23 protein-coding genes are annotated in these 20138 nt (G+C 36.4%); all 23 read left to right on the forward strand.

What is annotated here, in order from left to right; genetic code table 11:
* Positions 1–43: 43 nt before the first annotated feature.
* The 23 genes from KKD20_00165 (at position 44) to KKD20_00275 (ending at position 20028) form a co-directional block, all read left to right on the forward strand.
* Entirely contained in the window at positions 44–958 is a 915-nt protein-coding gene (locus KKD20_00165; GenBank protein MBU4331525.1) for an NAD-dependent epimerase/dehydratase family protein, read from the forward strand.
* A gap of 165 nt (positions 959–1123) precedes the next feature.
* Positions 1124–3802 carry a nucleotide sugar dehydrogenase gene (locus tag KKD20_00170; protein ID MBU4331526.1) on the forward strand — a complete coding sequence of 893 codons (2679 nt, stop codon included), beginning with the start codon at positions 1124–1126 and terminating at the stop codon, positions 3800–3802.
* A 55-nt stretch (positions 3803–3857) separates the two neighbouring features.
* A complete protein-coding gene (locus tag KKD20_00175) occupies positions 3858–4898 on the forward strand; it encodes an FAD-binding protein (protein ID MBU4331527.1) in 1041 nt (346 codons plus the stop codon).
* Positions 4899–5137: 239 nt separating this feature from the next.
* Positions 5138–5356, forward strand: a complete 219-nt coding sequence (gene infA, locus KKD20_00180) for a translation initiation factor IF-1 (GenBank protein ID MBU4331528.1) — start codon at positions 5138–5140, stop codon at positions 5354–5356.
* Between the two features lie 81 nt (positions 5357–5437).
* A complete protein-coding gene (gene rpmJ, locus KKD20_00185) occupies positions 5438–5551 on the forward strand; it encodes a 50S ribosomal protein L36 (GenBank protein MBU4331529.1) in 114 nt (37 codons plus the stop codon).
* A gap of 14 nt (positions 5552–5565) precedes the next feature.
* Entirely contained in the window at positions 5566–5955 is a 390-nt protein-coding gene (rpsM, locus tag KKD20_00190; protein MBU4331530.1) for a 30S ribosomal protein S13, read from the forward strand.
* A 97-nt stretch (positions 5956–6052) separates the two neighbouring features.
* A complete protein-coding gene (gene rpsK, locus KKD20_00195) occupies positions 6053–6577 on the forward strand; it encodes a 30S ribosomal protein S11 (protein MBU4331531.1) in 525 nt (174 codons plus the stop codon).
* Positions 6578–6808: 231 nt separating this feature from the next.
* On the forward strand, positions 6809–7444 hold the full coding sequence (gene rpsD, locus KKD20_00200) for a 30S ribosomal protein S4 (GenBank protein ID MBU4331532.1): 636 nt from the start codon (positions 6809–6811) through the stop codon (positions 7442–7444).
* 152 nt (positions 7445–7596) lie between these two features.
* Positions 7597–8505 carry a DNA-directed RNA polymerase subunit alpha gene (locus KKD20_00205; protein ID MBU4331533.1) on the forward strand — a complete coding sequence of 303 codons (909 nt, stop codon included), beginning with the start codon at positions 7597–7599 and terminating at the stop codon, positions 8503–8505.
* Positions 8506–8564: 59 nt separating this feature from the next.
* Positions 8565–8915 carry a 50S ribosomal protein L17 gene (gene rplQ, locus KKD20_00210; protein MBU4331534.1) on the forward strand — a complete coding sequence of 117 codons (351 nt, stop codon included), beginning with the start codon at positions 8565–8567 and terminating at the stop codon, positions 8913–8915.
* 62 nt (positions 8916–8977) lie between these two features.
* Positions 8978–9337 carry a 50S ribosomal protein L13 gene (rplM, locus tag KKD20_00215; GenBank protein ID MBU4331535.1) on the forward strand — a complete coding sequence of 120 codons (360 nt, stop codon included), beginning with the start codon at positions 8978–8980 and terminating at the stop codon, positions 9335–9337.
* Between the two features lie 188 nt (positions 9338–9525).
* Positions 9526–9966, forward strand: a complete 441-nt coding sequence (gene rpsI / locus KKD20_00220) for a 30S ribosomal protein S9 (protein ID MBU4331536.1) — start codon at positions 9526–9528, stop codon at positions 9964–9966.
* Between the two features lie 100 nt (positions 9967–10066).
* Positions 10067–11512 (forward strand): flippase, encoded by a 1446-nt coding sequence (locus KKD20_00225; protein MBU4331537.1) that lies wholly within the window; start codon positions 10067–10069, stop codon positions 11510–11512.
* Between the two features lie 45 nt (positions 11513–11557).
* Positions 11558–12649: a glycosyltransferase family 4 protein gene (locus tag KKD20_00230; GenBank protein MBU4331538.1), complete on the forward strand. Its 1092-nt coding sequence runs from the start codon at positions 11558–11560 to the stop codon at positions 12647–12649.
* 48 nt (positions 12650–12697) lie between these two features.
* Positions 12698–13018, forward strand: a complete 321-nt coding sequence (locus tag KKD20_00235) for a hypothetical protein (GenBank protein MBU4331539.1) — start codon at positions 12698–12700, stop codon at positions 13016–13018.
* Positions 13019–13593: 575 nt separating this feature from the next.
* Positions 13594–14388, forward strand: coding sequence for a glycosyltransferase family 2 protein (locus KKD20_00240; GenBank protein ID MBU4331540.1), 795 nt, complete (start codon positions 13594–13596; stop codon positions 14386–14388).
* Entirely contained in the window at positions 14385–14630 is a 246-nt protein-coding gene (locus tag KKD20_00245) for a type II toxin-antitoxin system HicB family antitoxin (GenBank protein MBU4331541.1), read from the forward strand. The genes KKD20_00240 and KKD20_00245 overlap by 4 nt, the downstream gene beginning before the upstream one ends.
* Before the next feature lies 1 nt (position 14631).
* A complete protein-coding gene (locus KKD20_00250) occupies positions 14632–14859 on the forward strand; it encodes a type II toxin-antitoxin system HicA family toxin (protein MBU4331542.1) in 228 nt (75 codons plus the stop codon).
* 113 nt (positions 14860–14972) lie between these two features.
* Positions 14973–15920, forward strand: coding sequence for a glycosyltransferase family 2 protein (locus KKD20_00255; protein ID MBU4331543.1), 948 nt, complete (start codon positions 14973–14975; stop codon positions 15918–15920).
* A 67-nt stretch (positions 15921–15987) separates the two neighbouring features.
* Complete coding sequence (locus KKD20_00260; protein MBU4331544.1) at positions 15988–17574, forward strand: O-antigen ligase family protein; 1587 nt, start codon at positions 15988–15990, stop codon at positions 17572–17574.
* Positions 17575–17613: 39 nt separating this feature from the next.
* The gene (locus tag KKD20_00265) at positions 17614–17976 is read left to right on the forward strand and encodes a hypothetical protein (GenBank protein ID MBU4331545.1); all 363 of its coding nucleotides are present in this window, start codon (positions 17614–17616) and stop codon (positions 17974–17976) included.
* A 159-nt stretch (positions 17977–18135) separates the two neighbouring features.
* A complete protein-coding gene (locus KKD20_00270) occupies positions 18136–19122 on the forward strand; it encodes a glycosyltransferase family 2 protein (protein MBU4331546.1) in 987 nt (328 codons plus the stop codon).
* 102 nt (positions 19123–19224) lie between these two features.
* On the forward strand, positions 19225–20028 hold the full coding sequence (locus tag KKD20_00275; protein ID MBU4331547.1) for a glycosyltransferase family 2 protein: 804 nt from the start codon (positions 19225–19227) through the stop codon (positions 20026–20028).
* Positions 20029–20138 lie beyond the last annotated feature (110 nt).

The following is a 20138-nucleotide window of genomic DNA, read 5'->3' on the forward strand; positions in this document are numbered from 1 at the left end:
TCTTACGGTATTTTAAGGAAATAAATTTTAGCATCTATAACTTATGAAAATCCTAATCACCGGCGGCGCCGGATTTATCGGTTCCCACATTCAAGACGGGTATATAAAAGCCGGCCACAAAGTAGTTGTGGTTGATAATTTATGTGCTGGAAATAAAAAAAATCTCAATTCCAAATCAAAATTTTATAAAGTTGATATTGCAAGTCCAAAAGTGAAAGCAATCATCAAAAAAGAAAAACCAGATATAATCAGCCATCACGCCGCGCAGATTGATGTCCGAAAATCAGTGGCTGATCCTATTTGGGACGCCGAGGTGAATATTTTAGGAATTATAAATTTGCTTGAAGCAACGCGAGAAGCAAGGGTCAAGAAATTTATTTTTGCTTCTTCTGGCGGCGCTATCTATGGAGACACCAAAGCCATTCCAACACAAGAGGGTCATTTGGAACAGCCGGCCTCGCCCTATGGAATAGGCAAATTAACGAGTGAGAAATATTTGGATTATTACAATCTTCAATACGGTCTTGAATATGTTGCCTTGCGATATGCCAATGTTTATGGCCCCAGGCAAAATTCAAAAGGCGAAGCCGGAGTAGTAGCGATTTTTGCAGACAGGATTTTGGCTGGAGAGCAAGCAACAATTTACGGTGATGGAAAAAATACCAGAGATTATGTTTTTGTGGAAGATATAGCGCGCGCAAATGTTTTGGCTATAAAAGCAAAAACAGGAAAATATAATATCGCCACTTCAAAAGAAACAAACATAAATAAAATTTTTGATAAAATAGCGAAGACAGCTGGCGTCAAAACCAAACCAAAATATGGTCCAGCAAAACCAGGCGAGCAAAGGCGAAGCTGTTTAGATTGGTCGTTAGCGAAGAAAGCGTTTGGGTGGCAGCCGGAGGTTGGGATTGATGAGGGGATTGGGAGGACCGTGGATTGGTTTAGAAATCACTAATTTACACTAATCTGTACACCAGCCTCGACGGCTAGGCGGGCAAATTTCACTAATCACGAATGTGGTTAATAGGGTTAATAGAGTTAATAGAGTTAATAAACGGTGGTTAATAAATAATTAATAAAAGCGAAGCGCAATAAATTTAATAAATCAATAAATCAATTTATGAAGAAGAACATCGTTATAATCGGCTCTGGTTACGTTGGCACAGTCGTTGGCGCTTGTTTAGCTAAACTTGATCATTCGGTGACTTGTGTTGATAAAGACAGGAAAAAGATTACTAAACTTAAAAAAGGTTTTTCGCCTATTTATGAACCCGGTCTTGAAGAATTGCTTCGGGCGAATTTGTATCAAGGCCGTTTGCATTTTACGACTTCTCTTCCCGATGCTCTAAAAAGCGCGGAAGTTATTTTTATTGCCGTTGGCACTCCATCTAAACCAGATGGGTCTTGTGAGATGAAATATGTTTGGCAAGTGGCGCATGAGATTGGTCGGCATCTTGATCACTATGCTGTCATTGTAGATAAAAGTACGGTGCCAGTAGGAACAGCTGGGCGGGTTAGAAAAATTATAGAAAGTTATAAAAAAACCGAGTTTGATATAGTTTCTAATCCGGAATTCCAGCGCGAGGGTTCAAGTATCAAGGATTTTTTAGGGCCGGACAGAATTGTGCTCGGAGCTGATTCTCCTAAAGCCAAAAGAATAATGCGCCAAGTTTATAAAAAAATAAAAGCTCCAAAACTAATAATGGATATAGCTTCGGCCGAAATGGTTAAATACGCAGCCAATGCATTTTTAGCCACAAAAATTTCCTACATAAACGAGATTGCCAATATCTGCGAACATGTGGACGCTGATGTTGATGTGGTGGCAGAGGGAGTAGGCATGGACAGGCGGATTGGCTATAGTTTTATGAAAGCCGGGCTTGGTTATGGCGGTAGTTGTTTGACTGAAAATGAGATTATTATTATAAAAAAAGGAAATCAAATTAAATCGATCAAAATCAAAGATCTATTTAATCAAAAATATATAAAGTCAGATGTGTTGAGTTTTGACATTAATAAGAGAAAGGTTTTGTTCAGACCGATTATCAATATAACTAAAAGAAAATATAAGGGCGATATAGTGTTCATAAAATCACGAATGAATAAGATGCTCTCTTGTACTGAAGATCATCCTTTCATTTCTTATGAAGATAGTAGGTTTAAATTGAAGTTGGCAAAAGATTTGTTGTTGACTGATAGACTACCTTGTTTTACATCCATGCCTTATATTACAAAAGGGTCTGTAATTGATGTTATATCTATTTTGCCAAAGGATAAATTTGATTATAAAAAAGTAAGAGTTAGGCCAGTTGGTAAACAGTTTTTAGATGTAAAAGAAAGATTAAGTTCATTTAAAGCTTCCAGACTCAGGGACATCTTGCGCTCAAATTGTATGAATCTCGAAGAATTTCTAAAGACTGAAATGAAAACAAAAGATAAAATTTCAAGAAAAGATCTGGTTCTTTTTACTTCAAGGGGCAAGACAACTTATTGCCCAGCGGTTATTAAAATTGATAATGACTTTTGTCGACTCTTGGGTTATTACATCAGTGAGGGGAATATTCATTATGAGAAAAATTTGAGAGGAACACGAGCGAGAATAAATATACATTTTAATTCAAATGAAAAAGAATACATTAATGATTTAACAAATATCTTTAATAAATATTCACTTAAATTTGGCTTGCGGGGTAGAAAAGACATCCCAACTAAATCTTTTTATTTTTCTTCAATTATTTGGGCTTATTTACTAAATAATCATTTAGGCTGTGGAAAGGATTCATATAGCGCGGATGTACCTGATATGATTTTTTCCTTAGATAAAGATAAAAAGGCGGAGTTCCTCCGAGGATTATTTAGGGGCGATGGACATGTTGCTTTCCCAAAAGGCACTAATTCTGTTGTCTATGATTATGGATCAATAAGCTATAGTTTAACTCATAAGTGTATTTTGCTCTTTAATTCAATTGGCATTGTCCCGAGTTATAAGACTTCGATTTCGAAAAAATCAAGTGATTATGCTCATTTTTTTAGGGTTTCTACTAAAAAACAGATAGAAGCCCTGAGTAATTTTAAAGACAAAAAAACGCAAAGGAAGATTAATCAGGTATTAAGTAATTGCAAGGACATTAAATCAGTTGGATTTAAGCGAGTTAATTCTGATTTCTGTGCTGTTGAGATTAAAGAATTGAAGAAAGAATATAAAGAGGTTGATGTATATTCACTTGAGGTTAAAGATACTCAAACTTTTATAACCAGCCATGGTTTAATAGTCCATAATTGTTTCCCCAAAGACGTTAAGGCCTTGCATAATATTGCGTTTCAAGATGGTTATGATTTTAAGTTGCTTAAGAGTGTGATTCGGGTTAATCAGCAACAGCGGGAATTGGTGGCTAATAAAGTAAAGCGAATGCTTGGTAGAAAACTAAAAGGCAAAACAGTGGCGGTTTTAGGGTTAGCGTTTAAAAATAACACCGATGATGTGCGCGAGTCAGCCGCTATTGATATTATTAAAATACTGCAAAAATCAAAAATAAAAATTCAAGCATATGACCCGATTGCCATAGAAAACGCTAAAAAAGTCTTGGACCGAAAAATTAAATATTTTACTAATCCCTACAAAGCAGTGACTGGTGCTGACGCGCTGTTAATAGCTACCGAATGGCCGGAATTTATAGATTTAAATTGGAAAAGGATTAAAAAATTGATGAAATGTCCGAAAATTGTAGATGGCAGGAATTTATTAGAGAGGGCAGAAACGGAGGGGCTGGGGTTTGAGTATTGTGGAGTAGGTAAATGAATATTACTAATTCGCACTAATCTGTACACGAATTGCACCAATCACTAATCCTTTTATGAATAGTTTAGAAAAGAAATTTAAAACAAGATTGAAAAAAAACGAATTGATGAAAAATTATACGACTTTTAGAATTGGCGGACCGGCTAAGTATTTTTTGGAAGCCAAGTCGGGTGAGGAATTGGTGGAAGCGGTTGGGTTAGCAAAGGATGATGGATTAGATTATGCAGTGATTGGAAAAGGCAGTAATATTTTAGTGAGTGATCAGGGATATAATGGTCTTATTATAAAAATGTCGAATGTCGGACATCGGAAGTTAGATGACGCAAGGTTGCTAGTAGACGCTGGATTAGATTTGAAAAAGTTGTCACAGTTTGCGATGGAGAATGGATTAACTGGCGTAGAGTGGGCGATGGATGTCCCGGGAACAGTGGGCGGGGCTATAACTATGAATGCGGGTTGCTTTGGACAAGAGATGAAGGATTATGTGACAAAAGTTAAGTATTTAAATAGCCGAGCTTTGGATATTAAAAAAAGTCAAAACTCGAATATCTCAAATATTGCTCAAATTAACTCTAATAATAAATTTAATAAATTAATAAAAGGAATAAATAACAAACAATGTGAATTTGGTTACCGGGAGAGTATTTTTAAAAAGCATCCTGAATGGATAGTTTTAGAGGCAGAGCTGAAATTAAAAAAGGGCGATAAAAAGGATATAAAACAAAAAATCAAAGAACAGTTGAGTCAGCGAAGCCAGAAAATTCCCGGGAAGCCTTCAGCCGGGTCAATATTTAAAAAATATGAAATTCTTAAAGGTGAAAAGTTAAATGAAAAATTGGAGAGAATTTTGCAAAAAGAACACCCAGAGTTTATTAAAAACAATTATATTCCCGCAGGCTGGCTAATTGAGGAAGCAGGACTGAAAGGTAAAATAGTCGGAGGCGCACAGATTTCCGAAAAGCACGCCAATTTTATTGTTAACTTAGGTAAAGCAACCGCTGAACAGATTGTTATACTTATTGCGATAATTAAACAGAAGGTCAGAAATGAATTGGGTATTCAATTGCAGGAAGAGGTGATGTATTTGGGGTTTTGATTTGTACCGCAAAAGAACAAAAAACATAAATATTCAATAGTTTTGTAGTAAGTGGTGAATTTGTAGTATTTTGTGAGTTTGGTATTTTTGTGAGTTTTTTCTTGACAATAAAACTAATATCAGGTAATATTAGTAAAGTATAGAATTAACAGATTATCCAAAAATAAACCCTATTTCAAAGTCGTTAATGGTTTTTTAAAAACCCATATTTGAACGGCAGGTATTTTAGTATTTATTTTATGGCCAAAAATAAAGAATTTATAGAAACCGAAGGCACGGTTACAGAACTTTTACCTTCAGCTAGCTTTAAGGTAGAGCTTGAAGACGGTCGAGAGATATTAGCTTATCTTTCGGGCAGAATGCGGATTCATAGGATTCGTCTTTTACCCGGTGATAAAGTTAAAGTTGAAATGAGCCCGTATGATTTAGACAGGGGGAGAATAACCTATAGGTTTTAATTTTCACGAGGCACGATACACATGACATGAGGCAAAATATTAGTGTATCATGTTATGTGTATCGCGAATCGTGTTATTTATATGAAAGTTAGATCATCCGTTAAAAAAATATGTAAGGAATGCAAAATAGTGCGCCGTAAAAAACGTCTCTATGTTATTTGTCGTAACCCAAAGCATAAACAACGACAAGGCTAAAAAATATTAAAAATATGGCAAGAATAGCTGGAGTTAATTTACCCAATGACAAAAGGATAGAAATAGGTTTAACCTATATTTTTGGTGTTGGCCGGAGTTTATCAAATAATATTTTAAGTCAATTAAAAATTAACCCTGATACCCGGGTAAAAGATTTAAATGAAACTGATGCGAACAAGCTTAGGGATATCCTTGAAAAGAATCACCGTGTGGAGGGAGAATTAAAAAGAGAAATTTTAACCAATATTAAACGTTTGAAAGAAATCGGTTCTTATCGGGGAATAAGACATGCTAGACATTTACCAGTTCGTGGACAACGGACAAAAACCAACACCCGGACCGTTAGAGGTAATGTCAGACGGACAGCGACCAGCGGGCGAAAACGAGCGCTAGAGAAGACATAAAAGACATAAATACAATTCTTTGTAATAGTCCGATCACTTAGGCAGAAAAGTAAAAGGGTGGGCTTAATTAAGCTAAATAAATCAATAATTAAATTTCATGGCAGAAGATAAAAAAACAGAATTAAAAATTGAGAATAAGAATCAGTCATTGGATAACTTAGAAGTTAATGAAAACAAGGAAGATGGGCTCATTGTCCCTGAAAAAAAAGAGGGCCAGGTTAAAATTGAAAAAGGCAAAAAGGGCAAGAGTAAAAAAAGGAAAGTTATCAAGATGATTAAAAGTGGTCATGTTTATGTCCAAGCAAGTTATAATAATACAATAATAACAATTGCCGATCAAAATGGTAATGTGATTAGTTGGGCTAGCGCCGGGAAGTGCGGTTTTAAAGGTCCTAAAAAGGCAACTCCCTATGCGGCCGGGATAATAGTTAAAACAGCAGCCGAAAAAGCGATTAAAGAACGAGGTCTTAAAGAGGTCTATGTCTTTGTTAAGGGCGTTGGTGCCGGTCGGGAGGCGGCTGTTAGGGCTTTAAATGCGAATGGGTTGGCGGTACTATCAATAAAAGATGTTACTCCAACACCTCATAATGGATGTCGGCCGCCGAAGGTTAGGAGGGTATAATTTTATAAATTTTGTTTTTTTAAATAAATACGAGTGAGAAAATCGTTGTCAGAAATCAGAGAACAGTTACCGAAAACAGAAAGCTGAAGTCAGTTTTGGGGGTCGATAGTAAGACTTAAATCATGAATTTCAGGACTGTTCTCTGATTTCTAATTTCTGAAACCGACTTCGGCTTTCTGTCAACTGATTTCTATCAAATTTAAGCTCACAAATTGTGATAATAAAAATATCATGGCACGTAACCTAGATCCAAAATGTAAACAATGCAGACGAATTGGCGAAAAGCTCTTTTTAAAGGGCGAGCGTTGTAATTCGACAAAATGCGCATTAGTTAAGCGAAAGTATCCACCGGGTGTCCATGGCCCTAAACGAAGAATAAGAGTTTCGGAATATGGTTTGCAGCTGCGCGAGAAACAAAAAGCCAAAAAAATGTATAGATTAATGGAAACCCAATTTGCGAATTATGTGAAAAAAGCCATGAACCTAAGCGGCGACGCTGGCAATAATTTGTTGGGCCTGCTGGAACAAAGGCTGGATAGTGTTTTATATAGGACCGGCATAGTAAAATCCCGAGATGCAGCTCGACAGGCAATATCTCATGGTTTGATTAAGGTTAATGGCAAAAAGGTTGATATTCCATCTTATATTCTTAGGGTCGGTGAAGTGGTTACTGTTAAAGACTCCAGCATCCTTGTTAAACAGTTTAAGGAGGAGGGCGCTAAAACTAAGAAAGAGAACGAATCTTTACCAAACTGGATAAGTTTGGATCCAAAAATTTTAGAAATTAAAGTATTAACTGCGCCAGATGCGGCTGATTTGCCGCACAACCTGGATATTCGATTAATTATTGAGTATTACTCTAGATAATTCTTTTCTGTTCGTCAATTTTTTGTGTGTATTTGTTTTCATTTTCCGCGTGTTATCGTCTTTATAATTATTTAAAAATTAAAACACACAAAGGTTTTACAAAAGCACATGAAAAATGAAATATTCACTTAATAAATTTTTAAAATAAAACTATGCAAAAAATTCCTTTACCAAAAAATATTAATGTGGAAGAAGACAAGGAAAACAAAAATCACGCTATCGTGACAATTGGTCCTTGTTACCCTGGTTATGGAACCACTATTGGCAATGCCCTAAGAAGGGTTTTACTTTCTTCTTTACCGGGTGCGGCAGTTACCGCTTTCAAAGTTAAGGGTGCCCCGCACGAGTTCTCAACGATTCCTGGAGTAAAAGAAGATGTGGTGGACATAATGTTAAATTTAAAGCAACTTCATCTGCGAGTTTTCAATGAGGAGCCGGTAGAACTTAATTTAAACGTTAAGGGAGAGAAACCGGTAAAAGCCTGTGATATCAGTAAGAATTCTGATGTAGAGATAATTAATCAAAACTTGGTGATTTGTCATTTAACCGATAAAAATGTCAAATTAGAAATGAAGATTTGGGTTGAGCCGGGACGGGGGTACGTTCCTGTTGATGAGAAGAGAGACGTGAAGCCAGAAATAGGCGTTATTCAAATTGATGCTTTTTATAGTCCGATAGAAAAAGTCGGTTTTAGGAAAGAAAATGTCCGTGTGGGCGAAAGAACTAATTATGACAAGTTGATTTTAGACATTGAGACCGATGGTACGATTACTCCCGAAGGGGCGGTATTGGAGGCAGGGAAGATTTTAGTTGAGCAATTTAGTTTTGTAGCTAGCGATGGAAAAGTTGAAGAAAAAAAGGAAGACGAACAGGGGATCAGTGAAGAGGTCGATGTCCCCAAAGAGGAAAAAGTAGAGGATAGCGAAACAGCCGGAGAAGATGAGGAGGCGAAAGAGGAAAAACAAGAAGAAAACCAGGAAGAGAAACCTGCCTCGCCAAGTCAAGGCGAGCCAAAGAAGAAGCGGGGAAGACCGAAGAAAGTTGAAAAAGTTATAAGTTAGACTAGTTACCTGCCTGCCGTCAGGCAGGGATCGATTATTAGTTAATTGATTTATTTTTTATGAGACACCAAAAGAAGGGACGGAAATTGGGGAGGAAGACTGGACCGAGGACAGCTTTGATGAAAAATCTAGCTGATAGTTTGATTTTGTATGAAAAAATTAAGACTACGGAAGCCAAAGCTAAAGAACTACGCCCGTATGTGGAACGACTACTTACCAGTGCTAAAAAAAATACATTGGTAGCCCGGCGGACGCTTATCTCTAAATTAAAGACCGAGAACGCAGTGAAAAAAACTTTGGAGGTATACGGTCCGAAATATAAAGACAGAAAAGGCGGATATACGCGGATTGTAAAACTGGAACCACGAAAGGGTGATGGCGCGCAGATGGCACAGATTGAATTTGTATGATTGGAGATAATTGATAATTTTTTAAAAACTTTGTTTATCGCAATAAATTAACCTAATTGAGAATGGTCAAATCTATAGAGCGAAAAAAACATACTATTGACGCGACAGGTAAAGCACCGGGCAGGTTAGCCAGCGGGATTGCCATAATTCTGCGCGGGAAAAATAAATCTAATTTTGTGCCTTATCTAGATCAAGGTGATTTTGTGATTATTGAAAATGTTGGTAAAATGAAATTTACTGGTAAAAAATTAGAACAAAAAGAATATTTTAGCCACTCTACATACCCAGGTCATCTAAAACGCAGATCAGTTAAAGCAGTCTTTGCTGAAAATCCCGGCTTAGTATTACAGAAAGCCGTGAAAAACATGTTGCCAGCGAATAAGCTGCGGGACGGGATGATGAAGAGATTGGTTATTAAATGAGGCGATGATTTATCTTATAAATTCACCTAATTCACCTAATTTCTAATTCACCTAATAAAAATCCAAATTCAAAATGTCAAATATCAAATCAATAACAAAATCTAAAATCCAAACTAAAAAAATTGACATTAAATCATTTGTCATTGATTTGATATTTTAAATTTGGATTTTTGAATTACTTTATAATTATGTATCCGACCGCTAAAAAAGAAAAAACTGAAGATAAACCCACCAATAAAGGAAAATATTTTTATGCTGTTTCTGGTCGCAAAAGTTCAAAAGCGACTAGCCGTCTTTATCCGAAAGGTAAAGGAAGGATTACGGTTAATGAAAAGGATTATAAAGAATATTTTCCTTATTTTGAATTTCAGCAAATTGTTGAGGCCCCATTAAAATTGGTAGGTGAAGATGGTAAGATAGACCTCACGATTCGTGTCAAAGGCGGGGGTACCCGCGGCCAGGCTGAAGCAGTTAGAAGCGCAATCGCTAAATCTTTAGATAAATATAATAATGAATATCATACTTCTTTGAAAAAAGATGGTTTTTTAACAAGAGATCCGCGGAAAAAGGAAAGGAAAAAACCCGGACTTAAAGGAGCGCGAAGGGCGCCGCAGTGGGCGAAGCGGTAATCTTGGATTAATTAATTTACTGATATATAATTACCCCGTGCCAAGCGGGGTTTTTGTGTGGTATAATGTTAGTAACTAGGGACTGATAATAAAATAATCTATGAGTAAGATCGCCCGCAACACAACTTATTTAACTGCCGCCTATGTCTTTCAAAAAGCCACGGCTTTTGTTTATTTTGCTTTGATTGCCAGGCATTTTGGCGTGGATTTGCTCGGAAAATATACGTTTTCTGTATTTTTTGTTATGCTTCTCTCAATTTTAATCGATTTGGGTCTCAATCAAGTTTTGACCAGAGAAATTGCCAAATATCCAGAAAAAACTAATGAATATTTTGACAATATTTTTAGCTTTAAGATTTTATTGGGCATCGTGGTCTATGGCTTGGCGATTTTCTTAGTGTATGTTTTGGGGTATCCGCAGATTACTAAAAATTTGGTGATGATCACTGGCGTGATAATGTTTTTCGATGGTTTAACGCAAACCATGCATGCCACTATGCGCGGTCATCAGAATTTAAAATACGAAAGCATTGGCACTGTAATTTATCAAACCGTGGAAATTGGAATCGGGGCTTGCGTGCTTCTTTTTCACTGGCCAATTTATGGTTTAGCAATTGCAATTTTGGGTGGTAGTTTGGGAAATTTTACTTACACGATTTCAAGAATTGTCAACGTTTTTAAAGTAAAAATCGGCATTCTTTTTGAAAAAGCCGTGATTAAAAATTTATTACGTTTAGCTGCACCATTTTTTATTGCTGGCGTTTTTATAAAAGTTTATTCTCATATTGATTCTGTACTTTTAACTAAACTGGCCGGCGATGCTGCCATGGGATTTTACAGCGTACCGTATAAGCTCGTATTTTCATTGCAAGTCTTGCCCATGGCTTTTGGCGCCAGTGTTTATCCGGCTTTTTCGCATTATTGGCTTAAGTCTCGCGAGCTGCTTAAAAATACTTTTGAAAAATCCTTTTTCTATTTAATGGTCACGGTATTGCCAATAACATTTCGCACTATTGCATTGGCCGATCAAATTATTGTCAAAGTGTACAGCAATCAATACGAACCTTCTATTCTCGCTTTGAAAATTTTAATTATCAGCGCTTTTTTTTCATTTTTAACTTTTCCTATTGGCGCGCTTCTCAATGCTTGCGACCGGCAGAAAACCAATACTCGCAACATTGGAATTGTTATGGTTATTAATATTGTTTTAAATTTAATACTGATACCCCGCCTTTCTTTTGTCGGCGCTAGTATTGCCGCTTTATGCAGCCAAGTCCTTCTTTTTACGTTGGGCTTGGCCTATGTTTCCGGGATTATTCATTATGACAAAAAATATTTGGGATGGTCATTTATTAAAATTGTATTAGCGAGTGCTGTAATGGGTGGTTTAGCTTATCTTGTTAAAGATCAGGTTCATGTGGTTTTTAATATTGCAATTGCGGGGTTGGTGTATATTGGGATGATTATGGTTAGCGCCACCGTATCAAAAAGTGACATTAAAGAGATGCTCCGTTTGGCGAAATTTAAGAAAATGGATAAAATTTAGCATGGAGCCATTCGCACGAATGGTTCCAGAGATAAAATATAAATTATGAAGAAAATTTTACTAATTACATATTATTTTCCGCCCAAAATTGGCGGCGGCGAAGAATATCTCTATAATATATATAAACGACTGCCAGTAGATAAAGTGGTTGTTTTAGCCGATGACAAGGCGGGGAGCGCGCAGGTTAAGTTTGATAAACAGCAAAAGTTTAAAATCCATCGCACTAATTTTTTTGCTGGTAAATTGAAACCTACATGGCGGCCGCTAATAAAAATTGTCAAACTAATTATTCAAAAAGAAAATATCAAAGTCATTCATTTTGGCCATTATGCTCATTATATTTTGTTGGCCAGAATTGTGAAGCTGCCATATTTAATTTATATCCAGGGTTCTGATTTTACTTCTTATTCAAAATCTTGGTTTGGCAGGTGGCTGATGAAGTTCAACCTAAGTAAAGCAAAATTAATTATCACTACCAGTCAATTTTTGAAGAACGGGGTTGTTGGGCTAGGCGTTGAAAATAATAAAATTGAGGTTGTGCACCCATGGTTGGATTTAGAAAAATATGATTTCAAAGCTGTCGATGAAGGTGAGATTCGCGAATCTCACCTTCAAGTGAACGATAAAAAAATAATCCTCTCAGTCGGCCGCCTTCACAAAGTTAAAGGATTTGATTTAGTAATCAAGGCCTTGCCAAAAATTTTAAAACAAATCCCTAATGCAATTTATGTTATTGTTGGAGACGGCCAAGAAAAGGAGAATCTAAAAAATTTGGCTGTCAAACAAAATATCGCAGACAAAGTTATTTTTGCCGGTGAAATTAAAAATAAAAAAGAACTTTCAAAATATTACGGGTCAGCCGATGTTTACGCTGGTCCATCAAGAGCAGAAGGATTCGGCATTGTTTTTCTGGAAGCCCGGGCATTTAGTTTGCCAATTGTGGCGAGTGATGTTGGGGGAGTGAAAGAGGCGGTTGAAGATGGGGGAGTGTTGATTAAGTCGGAAGATGTAGAAGATTTGAGTCAGAATATTGTAAAAGTTCTCAAAGAAAATAAAAAATATGAGCCGGATAAAAATTTTGATTGGGATAAAAAAATGGAAAAAATAAAAGAAATACTTTATGAAAATACGGTATGACCGTTTGGACGGTCATACTATACTAAATATTAAAATCCAAAAGTTCCTATGCCTTATTACAACATTCGAAAACTCCAAGGAAAACATCAAAAAATCGTACTGAATGAATTCTATAAAGCAGTGGCTAGCCTAAAAACCAAAAAGGAAGTGGAAAAATTCTTTGCCGAACTCCTAGAACTTACAGAAATTACCATGCTCTCACGTCGCTTGATAGCCGCCGAAAAACTTTATCAAGGCAAAACCTTTGACAAAGTAGCCCAAGAATTAAAGATGGGTAAAGATACAGTTACCAAGGTTAGTCACTGGCTTCAAGAAGGAGAAGGTTATAAATTAGTAGTTAAGAGGTTGAAAAAGTCTAAAAAGAAGTGAAAGAATTTTAAACTATAATGAATTACCCCGCCGCCATTCGGCCTGAGCTCATAGCCGAAGGCAAGCGGACGGGGTATTAAAAATTCCCAATAAACTATAATATGACCGTCCAAACGGTCATACTATAAAGCTATGTTAATTTTGGTTTGATAGTTTGGACTGTCATACTATAATTATTTTAAAAAACTACTGAACTAATCACCTGAATAGTTCATTGCTAAAAATAAAAAAATCCCAATCCGTGAAAGTAAATTGGGACAAAATAATAGCGGGTATTATCAAGTGGATTGTATTTTATGCATTAAAGTATCGCGACATGACCGTTTAAACCAGAAAGGGCCCAGAAACGCAAAGGCTAATTTGGTCTTCCTGTCATCTGCATTGGGATAATACCCCATAGATTCTTGATAAAGGGTTCCCCCTATAGAAATGGCAACCCAAAGAACAAGTATCACAGTGGCTATGATAGAGTATAATAACCACATAGCTGTTCCCCCTTTGATAGTTTGAATGTTTTGTTATTTGTTGTTTATTTAAAACATTCCCTAAATAAATATTACATGGCAATTCAATTTATGTCAACTCCCATAATCTCCATCATCATCCCAACCTATAACAGCGCCCAAACTTTGCCAAAATGTTTGGAATGTATTTTTAATTTACCCTGTACCCAAGCAAAGCAAGTGGTTCAGGGTCAGACTTATAAAAATTTAGAGGTGATTGTGGTTAATGACGGATCAACGGATGAGACAATGGAGGTTTTGAAAGAATATAAATTGGGTAGCGATGGGTCCCTTGACCCATCGCGAGAGGTCGGGTCAAGGGACCCGACCCACCCGGTGAAAGTTATCCACCAACAAAACCAAGGCGCGCCAGCCGCCAGGAACAGGGGATTTAAAGAATCAAAAGGCGAATATTTACTTTTTGTTGATGCTGATGTTTATTTAAAACCAAGTTGCATCCAGAAAATGTACCAAACTTTGCAAAAATATCCAGAAGCGGCTTATGCTTATTCGTCATTCAGATGGGGCTGGAAAAAATTTAAACTCTGGAAATTTGACGCAGAAAAACTCAAACAAATGCCTTATATCCACACTTGTTCTTTAATTCGCCGTGAAGCCTTTCCTGTCTCTGGTTGGGACAAATCACTCAAAAGATTCCAGGATTGGGATCTTTGGCTGACAATGTTGGAAAGTGGTCATCCGGGTATCTGGATTCCGGAAGTTTTATTTACCACCTCAACCAAAAAAAATACCATAAGTTCGTGGATACCGAGATTTATTTATAATCACCTTTCATGGCTTGACAAAAAAAGAGTGGATGCGTATAATAAAGCTAAGGGTATCATTTTTAAAAAACATGGATTATGAAAGAAACTAAAATTTATAAATACACAGCTATTTTTGAGCCGGCACAAGAGGGTGGCTATATTGTTAGAGTACCCATGCTCCCTGGTTGCCGAACCCAAGGTGAAACTTTTGAAGAAGCAAAGAAAATGATTAAAGATGCTATTAAATCCTATCTCACAGTTTTAAAAGAGGATGGCGATAGAATACCCAAGGAAGAAGAGGAATTGATTGAGACCAGAATAGCTGTGCCTGTACAAATTTGATATGAGTTCAAAACTCCCTTCAGTAAAACCCAAAGAGCTTATAAAAGCCCTACTAAAGTTAGGATTTATAAAACGCCGTCAAACAGGGAGCCATTTAGTGATGCGCCATCCCCAGACAAAAGAAATAGTTATAATTGCGATTCATCCAAGAGATCTTAAGAGAGGATTTTTAAAAGATACATTAAATCAATTGGGAATATCAGTGGAGGAGTTTAGAAAACTAAAATAGATTTCCCCCTTTTTTCTGGGAGGTGAGAATAAGATAGGGAAAAGAAAAGCCGCCTATTAGTCATTCCGAATAGGCGGCTTTTCTTTTTCCTAAAAATCCGCTAAAATAGGGTTATGAATGAAAAAGTTGATTTATCTATAATTATTGTTTCTTGGAATGTCAAGGAATTGCTTAAAAAGTGCCTTGGCTCTATTTATAATAATCAAGGTGATTTGAAGCTTGAAATTTTTGTGGTTGATAATGCGTCTAAAGATGGAAGCATCGAAGAAATTGAGAAACTAAGCCAGCCAGAGGCTGGTCAGCCTTTGGCTGAAAATAAAGAAATAAAGGACTTGAATTTGAAAATTATTAAGAATAAGAAGAATTTGGGCTTTACTAAGGCGAATAATCAGGCGATAAAAAGAGCTCAAGGCGAATTTATTTTATTATTAAATCCAGATGCCGAGGTAATTAATGGCGCCTTGGAAAAGATGGTTGAGTTTATGCGTGAGCATAAAAAGTGCGGAGTGGCGGGGTGTAAATTATTGAATTCTGATGAGAGTCTGCAGCCATCAGTGCGAAGATTCCCAACATTTTGGTCGCAGGCGATGATAATGTTAAAATTGCATCATTTGTTTCCCAATGCCGGACCAATAAAAAAATATTTTGCCAAGGATTTTGATTATCGAGGTATGGGTCAAGGGACCCATACCTACCCGTGCGACCAAGTCATGGGCGCTTTTTTTATGATTCGGCGCGAGGTGATTGAAAAAATTGGAATGCTTGATGAAAATTTCTTTATTTGGTTTGAAGAAGTTGATTTTTGTAAACGGGTTAAAGATGCTGGCTGGCAAGTTTGCTATACACCGGAAGCCGAGATAATCCATCATGGCGCTCAAAGTTTTAAGCAAGTGTTGAGTTTTAAAAAACAACGAATGTTTAATCGAAGCTTGCTATACTATTTCAAGAAGCATAAACCCTGGTGGCAATGGTTGGGGTTGATGTTGCTACAGCCAATAAGTTTAGGGTTGTCGGTGATAATTCAAATATTTGCTAAAAAAAGTAATAAAGTAATCGAGTAATCAGGTAATAAGGTCGAGAATTTATTATGTACCAGATTACTTTATTACTTTTTTACTCAATTATTTTATGTTTGGACAATTTTTTAAGAAAACATTACTTTTTGTTATTTTAGCAGAGCTTTTTTCATTGCTCGCTTTTTTGGTTCTCCAATTCATGCCTTTTGCCTTTTGGATTTTGGTGGGTTTATTTTTCATAATCTGTCTTTGGAAAATAGAGTATGGGTTATACCTGCTGTTAGCCGAGCTTTTTATTGGCTCCAAAGGTTATTTATTTTTTTATGAAGTGGGCGGTGTTCTCGTTTCAATTCGAATCGCTCTTTTTTTGGTGTTTATGGCGGTCTGGTTAAGTAAGACACTGATAGCCACGGATTTCATACGGATAGCCACAGATCACGGATTTAAACTGACAAAATTCCATATTTTCAATAAAAGAATTATTCCAGCCAAAGGCTGGTCCGCCTCTGGCGGAACTTATTACTTATTACTTATTACTTTTATAGTAATCGGATTAGCCAATGGATTACTACGAACTAGTCCATTCAACGATGTCTTTTTTGACTTTAACGCTTGGGTCTACTTTGCCTTGTTCATACCATTTTTAGATATTATTAGGTCTCAAAAAGTTATAAATAACATTATCCAGATTTTCATCGCAGCCATTACCTGGATAGCCGTGAAGACAATAGTGGTATTTTATCTATTTGGTCATCAGTTTTTTAATATCACTCCATTTTACAAATGGCTTCGGGATTCCGGAGTGGGGGAGATAACTTTGATGGCTGGTAATTTTTATCGAGTGTTTTTCCAGTCGCAGATTTTTATAATTATTGGCGCGATGTTACTTGTTGGTTTGTTAATTTATAATGTTAGGACTAATAAAAGAAATTTATTACTTTATTATCAGCCAAAGGCTGACCAGCCTCTGGGTGGCTTTATTACTTTATTACTTTTTACTTCTATAATCATCAGTTTTGCGCGAAGTTTTTGGGTGGGCTGGATTGCTGGTTTGGGCCTACTCTTTTTATATTTAATATTGAAGGAAAAATTTTCTTGGCCAATGATTCTTAAAACAGTTGGAGCATTTTTGGTTTTTCTGATCATTTCGTCAGGAATAATTTTTGGAATCATGAAACTCCCGCCAAAAACAAGCAACAATGCTTCTTTTGCTAGCTTGGTTGAAAAGCGGGTTTCCACTATTGAAGCCGCTGGTTCAAGCCGAATAAATTTGCTAAAACCGCTTCTGCAAGAAAATTTAAAACATCCAATTTTGGGTGCTGGTTTTGGCGCCACGGTGACTTACCAAAGCAATGACCCGCGGATTAGAACCGAGCTTAATCCAGAGGGTTGGTATACAACTTATGCTTTTGAATGGGGATATTTGGACATTTGGTTAAAAATAGGGATTATCGGACTGGCTGTATATTTATTATTTATTTTGATGATTATGAAACAAGGACTGAAAAAGTTTAAGGGAATTGAGAATAATGGTTTGAATAAGGGAGTGTGTTTAGGATTATTGGCGGGGATGGCTGTTTTACTAGTTATTAATATCTTTAGTCCTTATTTAAATCATCCCTTGGGGATCGGGTATATTTTGTTGTGCGGGGCGATATTTACATCATTGAAAAGTAAGGTGGACTATTCGGGCGAATAGTCCACTGATAAATTTTACGGTTTGACGGTTTGAACTGTCATGCCGAAAAAATTTGACCGTTTGGACGGTCATAGTATAGTTATGCAATTTGACATAATGAACCATCATACCGTTAAATTTTTGCAAAAAGAAAAAGGAACCATTCGCGCGAATGGTTCCATGCTCATTATTTATAAAATGAGATCAATCCGTGATAATACTTGCTTTATTGATAAATTCATCCCAGTGATGAGTTTTAAAAATTCCTTTGATGCCCTCCACATCTTCCGTGAAATTTTTCGGAAGTTGCCAGCCCCTTTCATGAACGTAAATAAACCCCATCTTTTCATATATCTATCCCCGGATTCACTCCTTTCCACCCCTGGTGTAGCAGGTTGTAAGGCGTGCCTTTCGGTAATATGATACCCGCATCATGACTCAAATTATCTGGTCTATAAGAACAAACGCAAAACATGGTTTCTTCTTCTAATCTTCGTCTCATTTTGTGTTCCCCTAAGTTTGATTATAGAGTGTACTATATGGACTATTATCGTATTATTATACTAAATCAATTCTCAAAAAATGTCCCCCCTCATCACAATCGTCATCATCACCTGGAACAGCCGCAAATTTTTGCCATACTGCCTGGAATCAATCTTTGAACAAACATTCAAGGATTTTTCAATTATTATTGTTGACAATGGCTCAACTGATGGTACAGTTGAATATATCAAACAAGAGTATCCCATGGCGACCTGTTTAAAGAATTTTAAAAATCTTGGTTTTTGCCGCGCTAATAATCAGGGCATTCATTTGGCAAAAGGCGAGTATGTTTTGCTATGCAATACTGATATAATTTTGAAAAATGATTTTTTAAAAAATGCGATGAAGACAATAGAATCTGATAAAAATATTGCTAGTGTGGGCGGAAAATTGCTTAAAGCTAAATGGGACTCTGAAGAATTGCCAAAACCCATAAAAACTGATATAATAGACTCTTGCGGTTTGCGGGTTTTAAAAAGTCACCACGTTGTAGAGCGGGGTGAAAATGAAAAAGATGAAGACCAGTACAGCAAACCGGAAGAAATTTTTGGAATTTCTGGTGCCTTAATGCTTCTTCGTAAGTCAGCTCTTGAAGACATTAAATATAAAGAAGAATATTTTGATGAAAATTTCTTTTCCTATAAAGAAGACGTTGACTTAGATTGGCGATTCCGTCTGGCTGGGTATATATCTCGGTATAATCCCCAAGCTCACGCTTATCATTTTCGGGGTGTAAGCAAAGGTGATGACCGCAAAACACGCTCAAAGTTAATAAATCAATTATCCTACAAAAATCACTTACTATCACTCCTCAAAAATTTGACTTTTGCCAACCTGGTTTTTTACTTTCCTTTTATATTTTTTTATGAGCTGAAAAAGTTGGTTTATGTTTTGCTTTTCGAGCAGTCAACATTTCCTGGTTTATTCAAATTTTTTAGTCAGTTAGGCGAGACTTTGGATAAGAGGAGATTTATTATGAAAGGGAAGCAGGTGAGCGATAAAGAGATAAGGGGGTGGATTACCTAATTTACTATTTATCATTTACTATTTACTATTCTTTTTGTGGAGGACCGAAGGTTAGTATATCAGTATAATTTTGAATAGTAAATAATAAATAGTAAATAATAAATGGTGGAATTATCAATAATCATTTTAAATTACAAGCAACGGGGACTAGTCAAGCAGTGTGTCAAAGGGATATTGTCCCTATGTTTAGTTTTTGATTACGAAATTATTGTTGTTGACAATGATTCTCGTGATGGGTGCCTAAAAATGATTAAAAAGCAATTCAATAACTCCAGAATTAAGACTATTCAATCAGATAAAAATCTTGGCATGGGTGCGGGTAATAATTTGGGTATTAGACAAGCGCAAGGTGAATATATTTTAATTCTTAATCCTGATATTACATTGCTTGAAGGCGCTATTGAGAAAATGATTAAGTTCATGAAAGAAAGCTCTAGGGTTGGTATTCTGGCGCCAAAATTACTTAATCCAGACAGAAGCGTGCAATACGCGCAATTCCGATTCCCAGATTTTTGGCGGCCGCTTTACCGCCGTACTCTGTTAGGTAAAACCGCTTGGGGCAAAAAAAGATTAGAAGACTTTTTAATGTTTGATTGGGATAGAAAGTCCGCGCGAAAGATTGATTGGGCGCTCGGAGCTTGCCTGTTAATTCGTAAGCTAGCGCTTGATTCTATCGGACTTTTTGATGAACGATTCTTCTTGTTTTTTGAAGATACTGATTTATGCCGGCGGTTTTGGAACAATAGTTGGGAAGTATGGTGTCTGCCAGAAGCAGAAATGGTTCATTATCCGGAACGGCTTTCTGCTAAAAAAATAAATTTACAAAATTTATTTTCAAAACCAGTCCGAGCGCATTTAATTTCGCAGATGAAATATTTTTGTAAGTGGAGAAAATACACTAATTAACACTAATCTATACGCGAATTTCACTAATCACGAATAAAATTTTAATATGGACCATTCACAGACATACTTCAATATATTTAATATGACAAACTGACACAACACCGAATTAA

Source organism: Patescibacteria group bacterium (assembly GCA_018896645.1).
Taxonomy (GTDB): domain Bacteria; phylum Patescibacteriota; class Patescibacteriia; order UBA2591; family JABMQE01; genus JAHIMF01.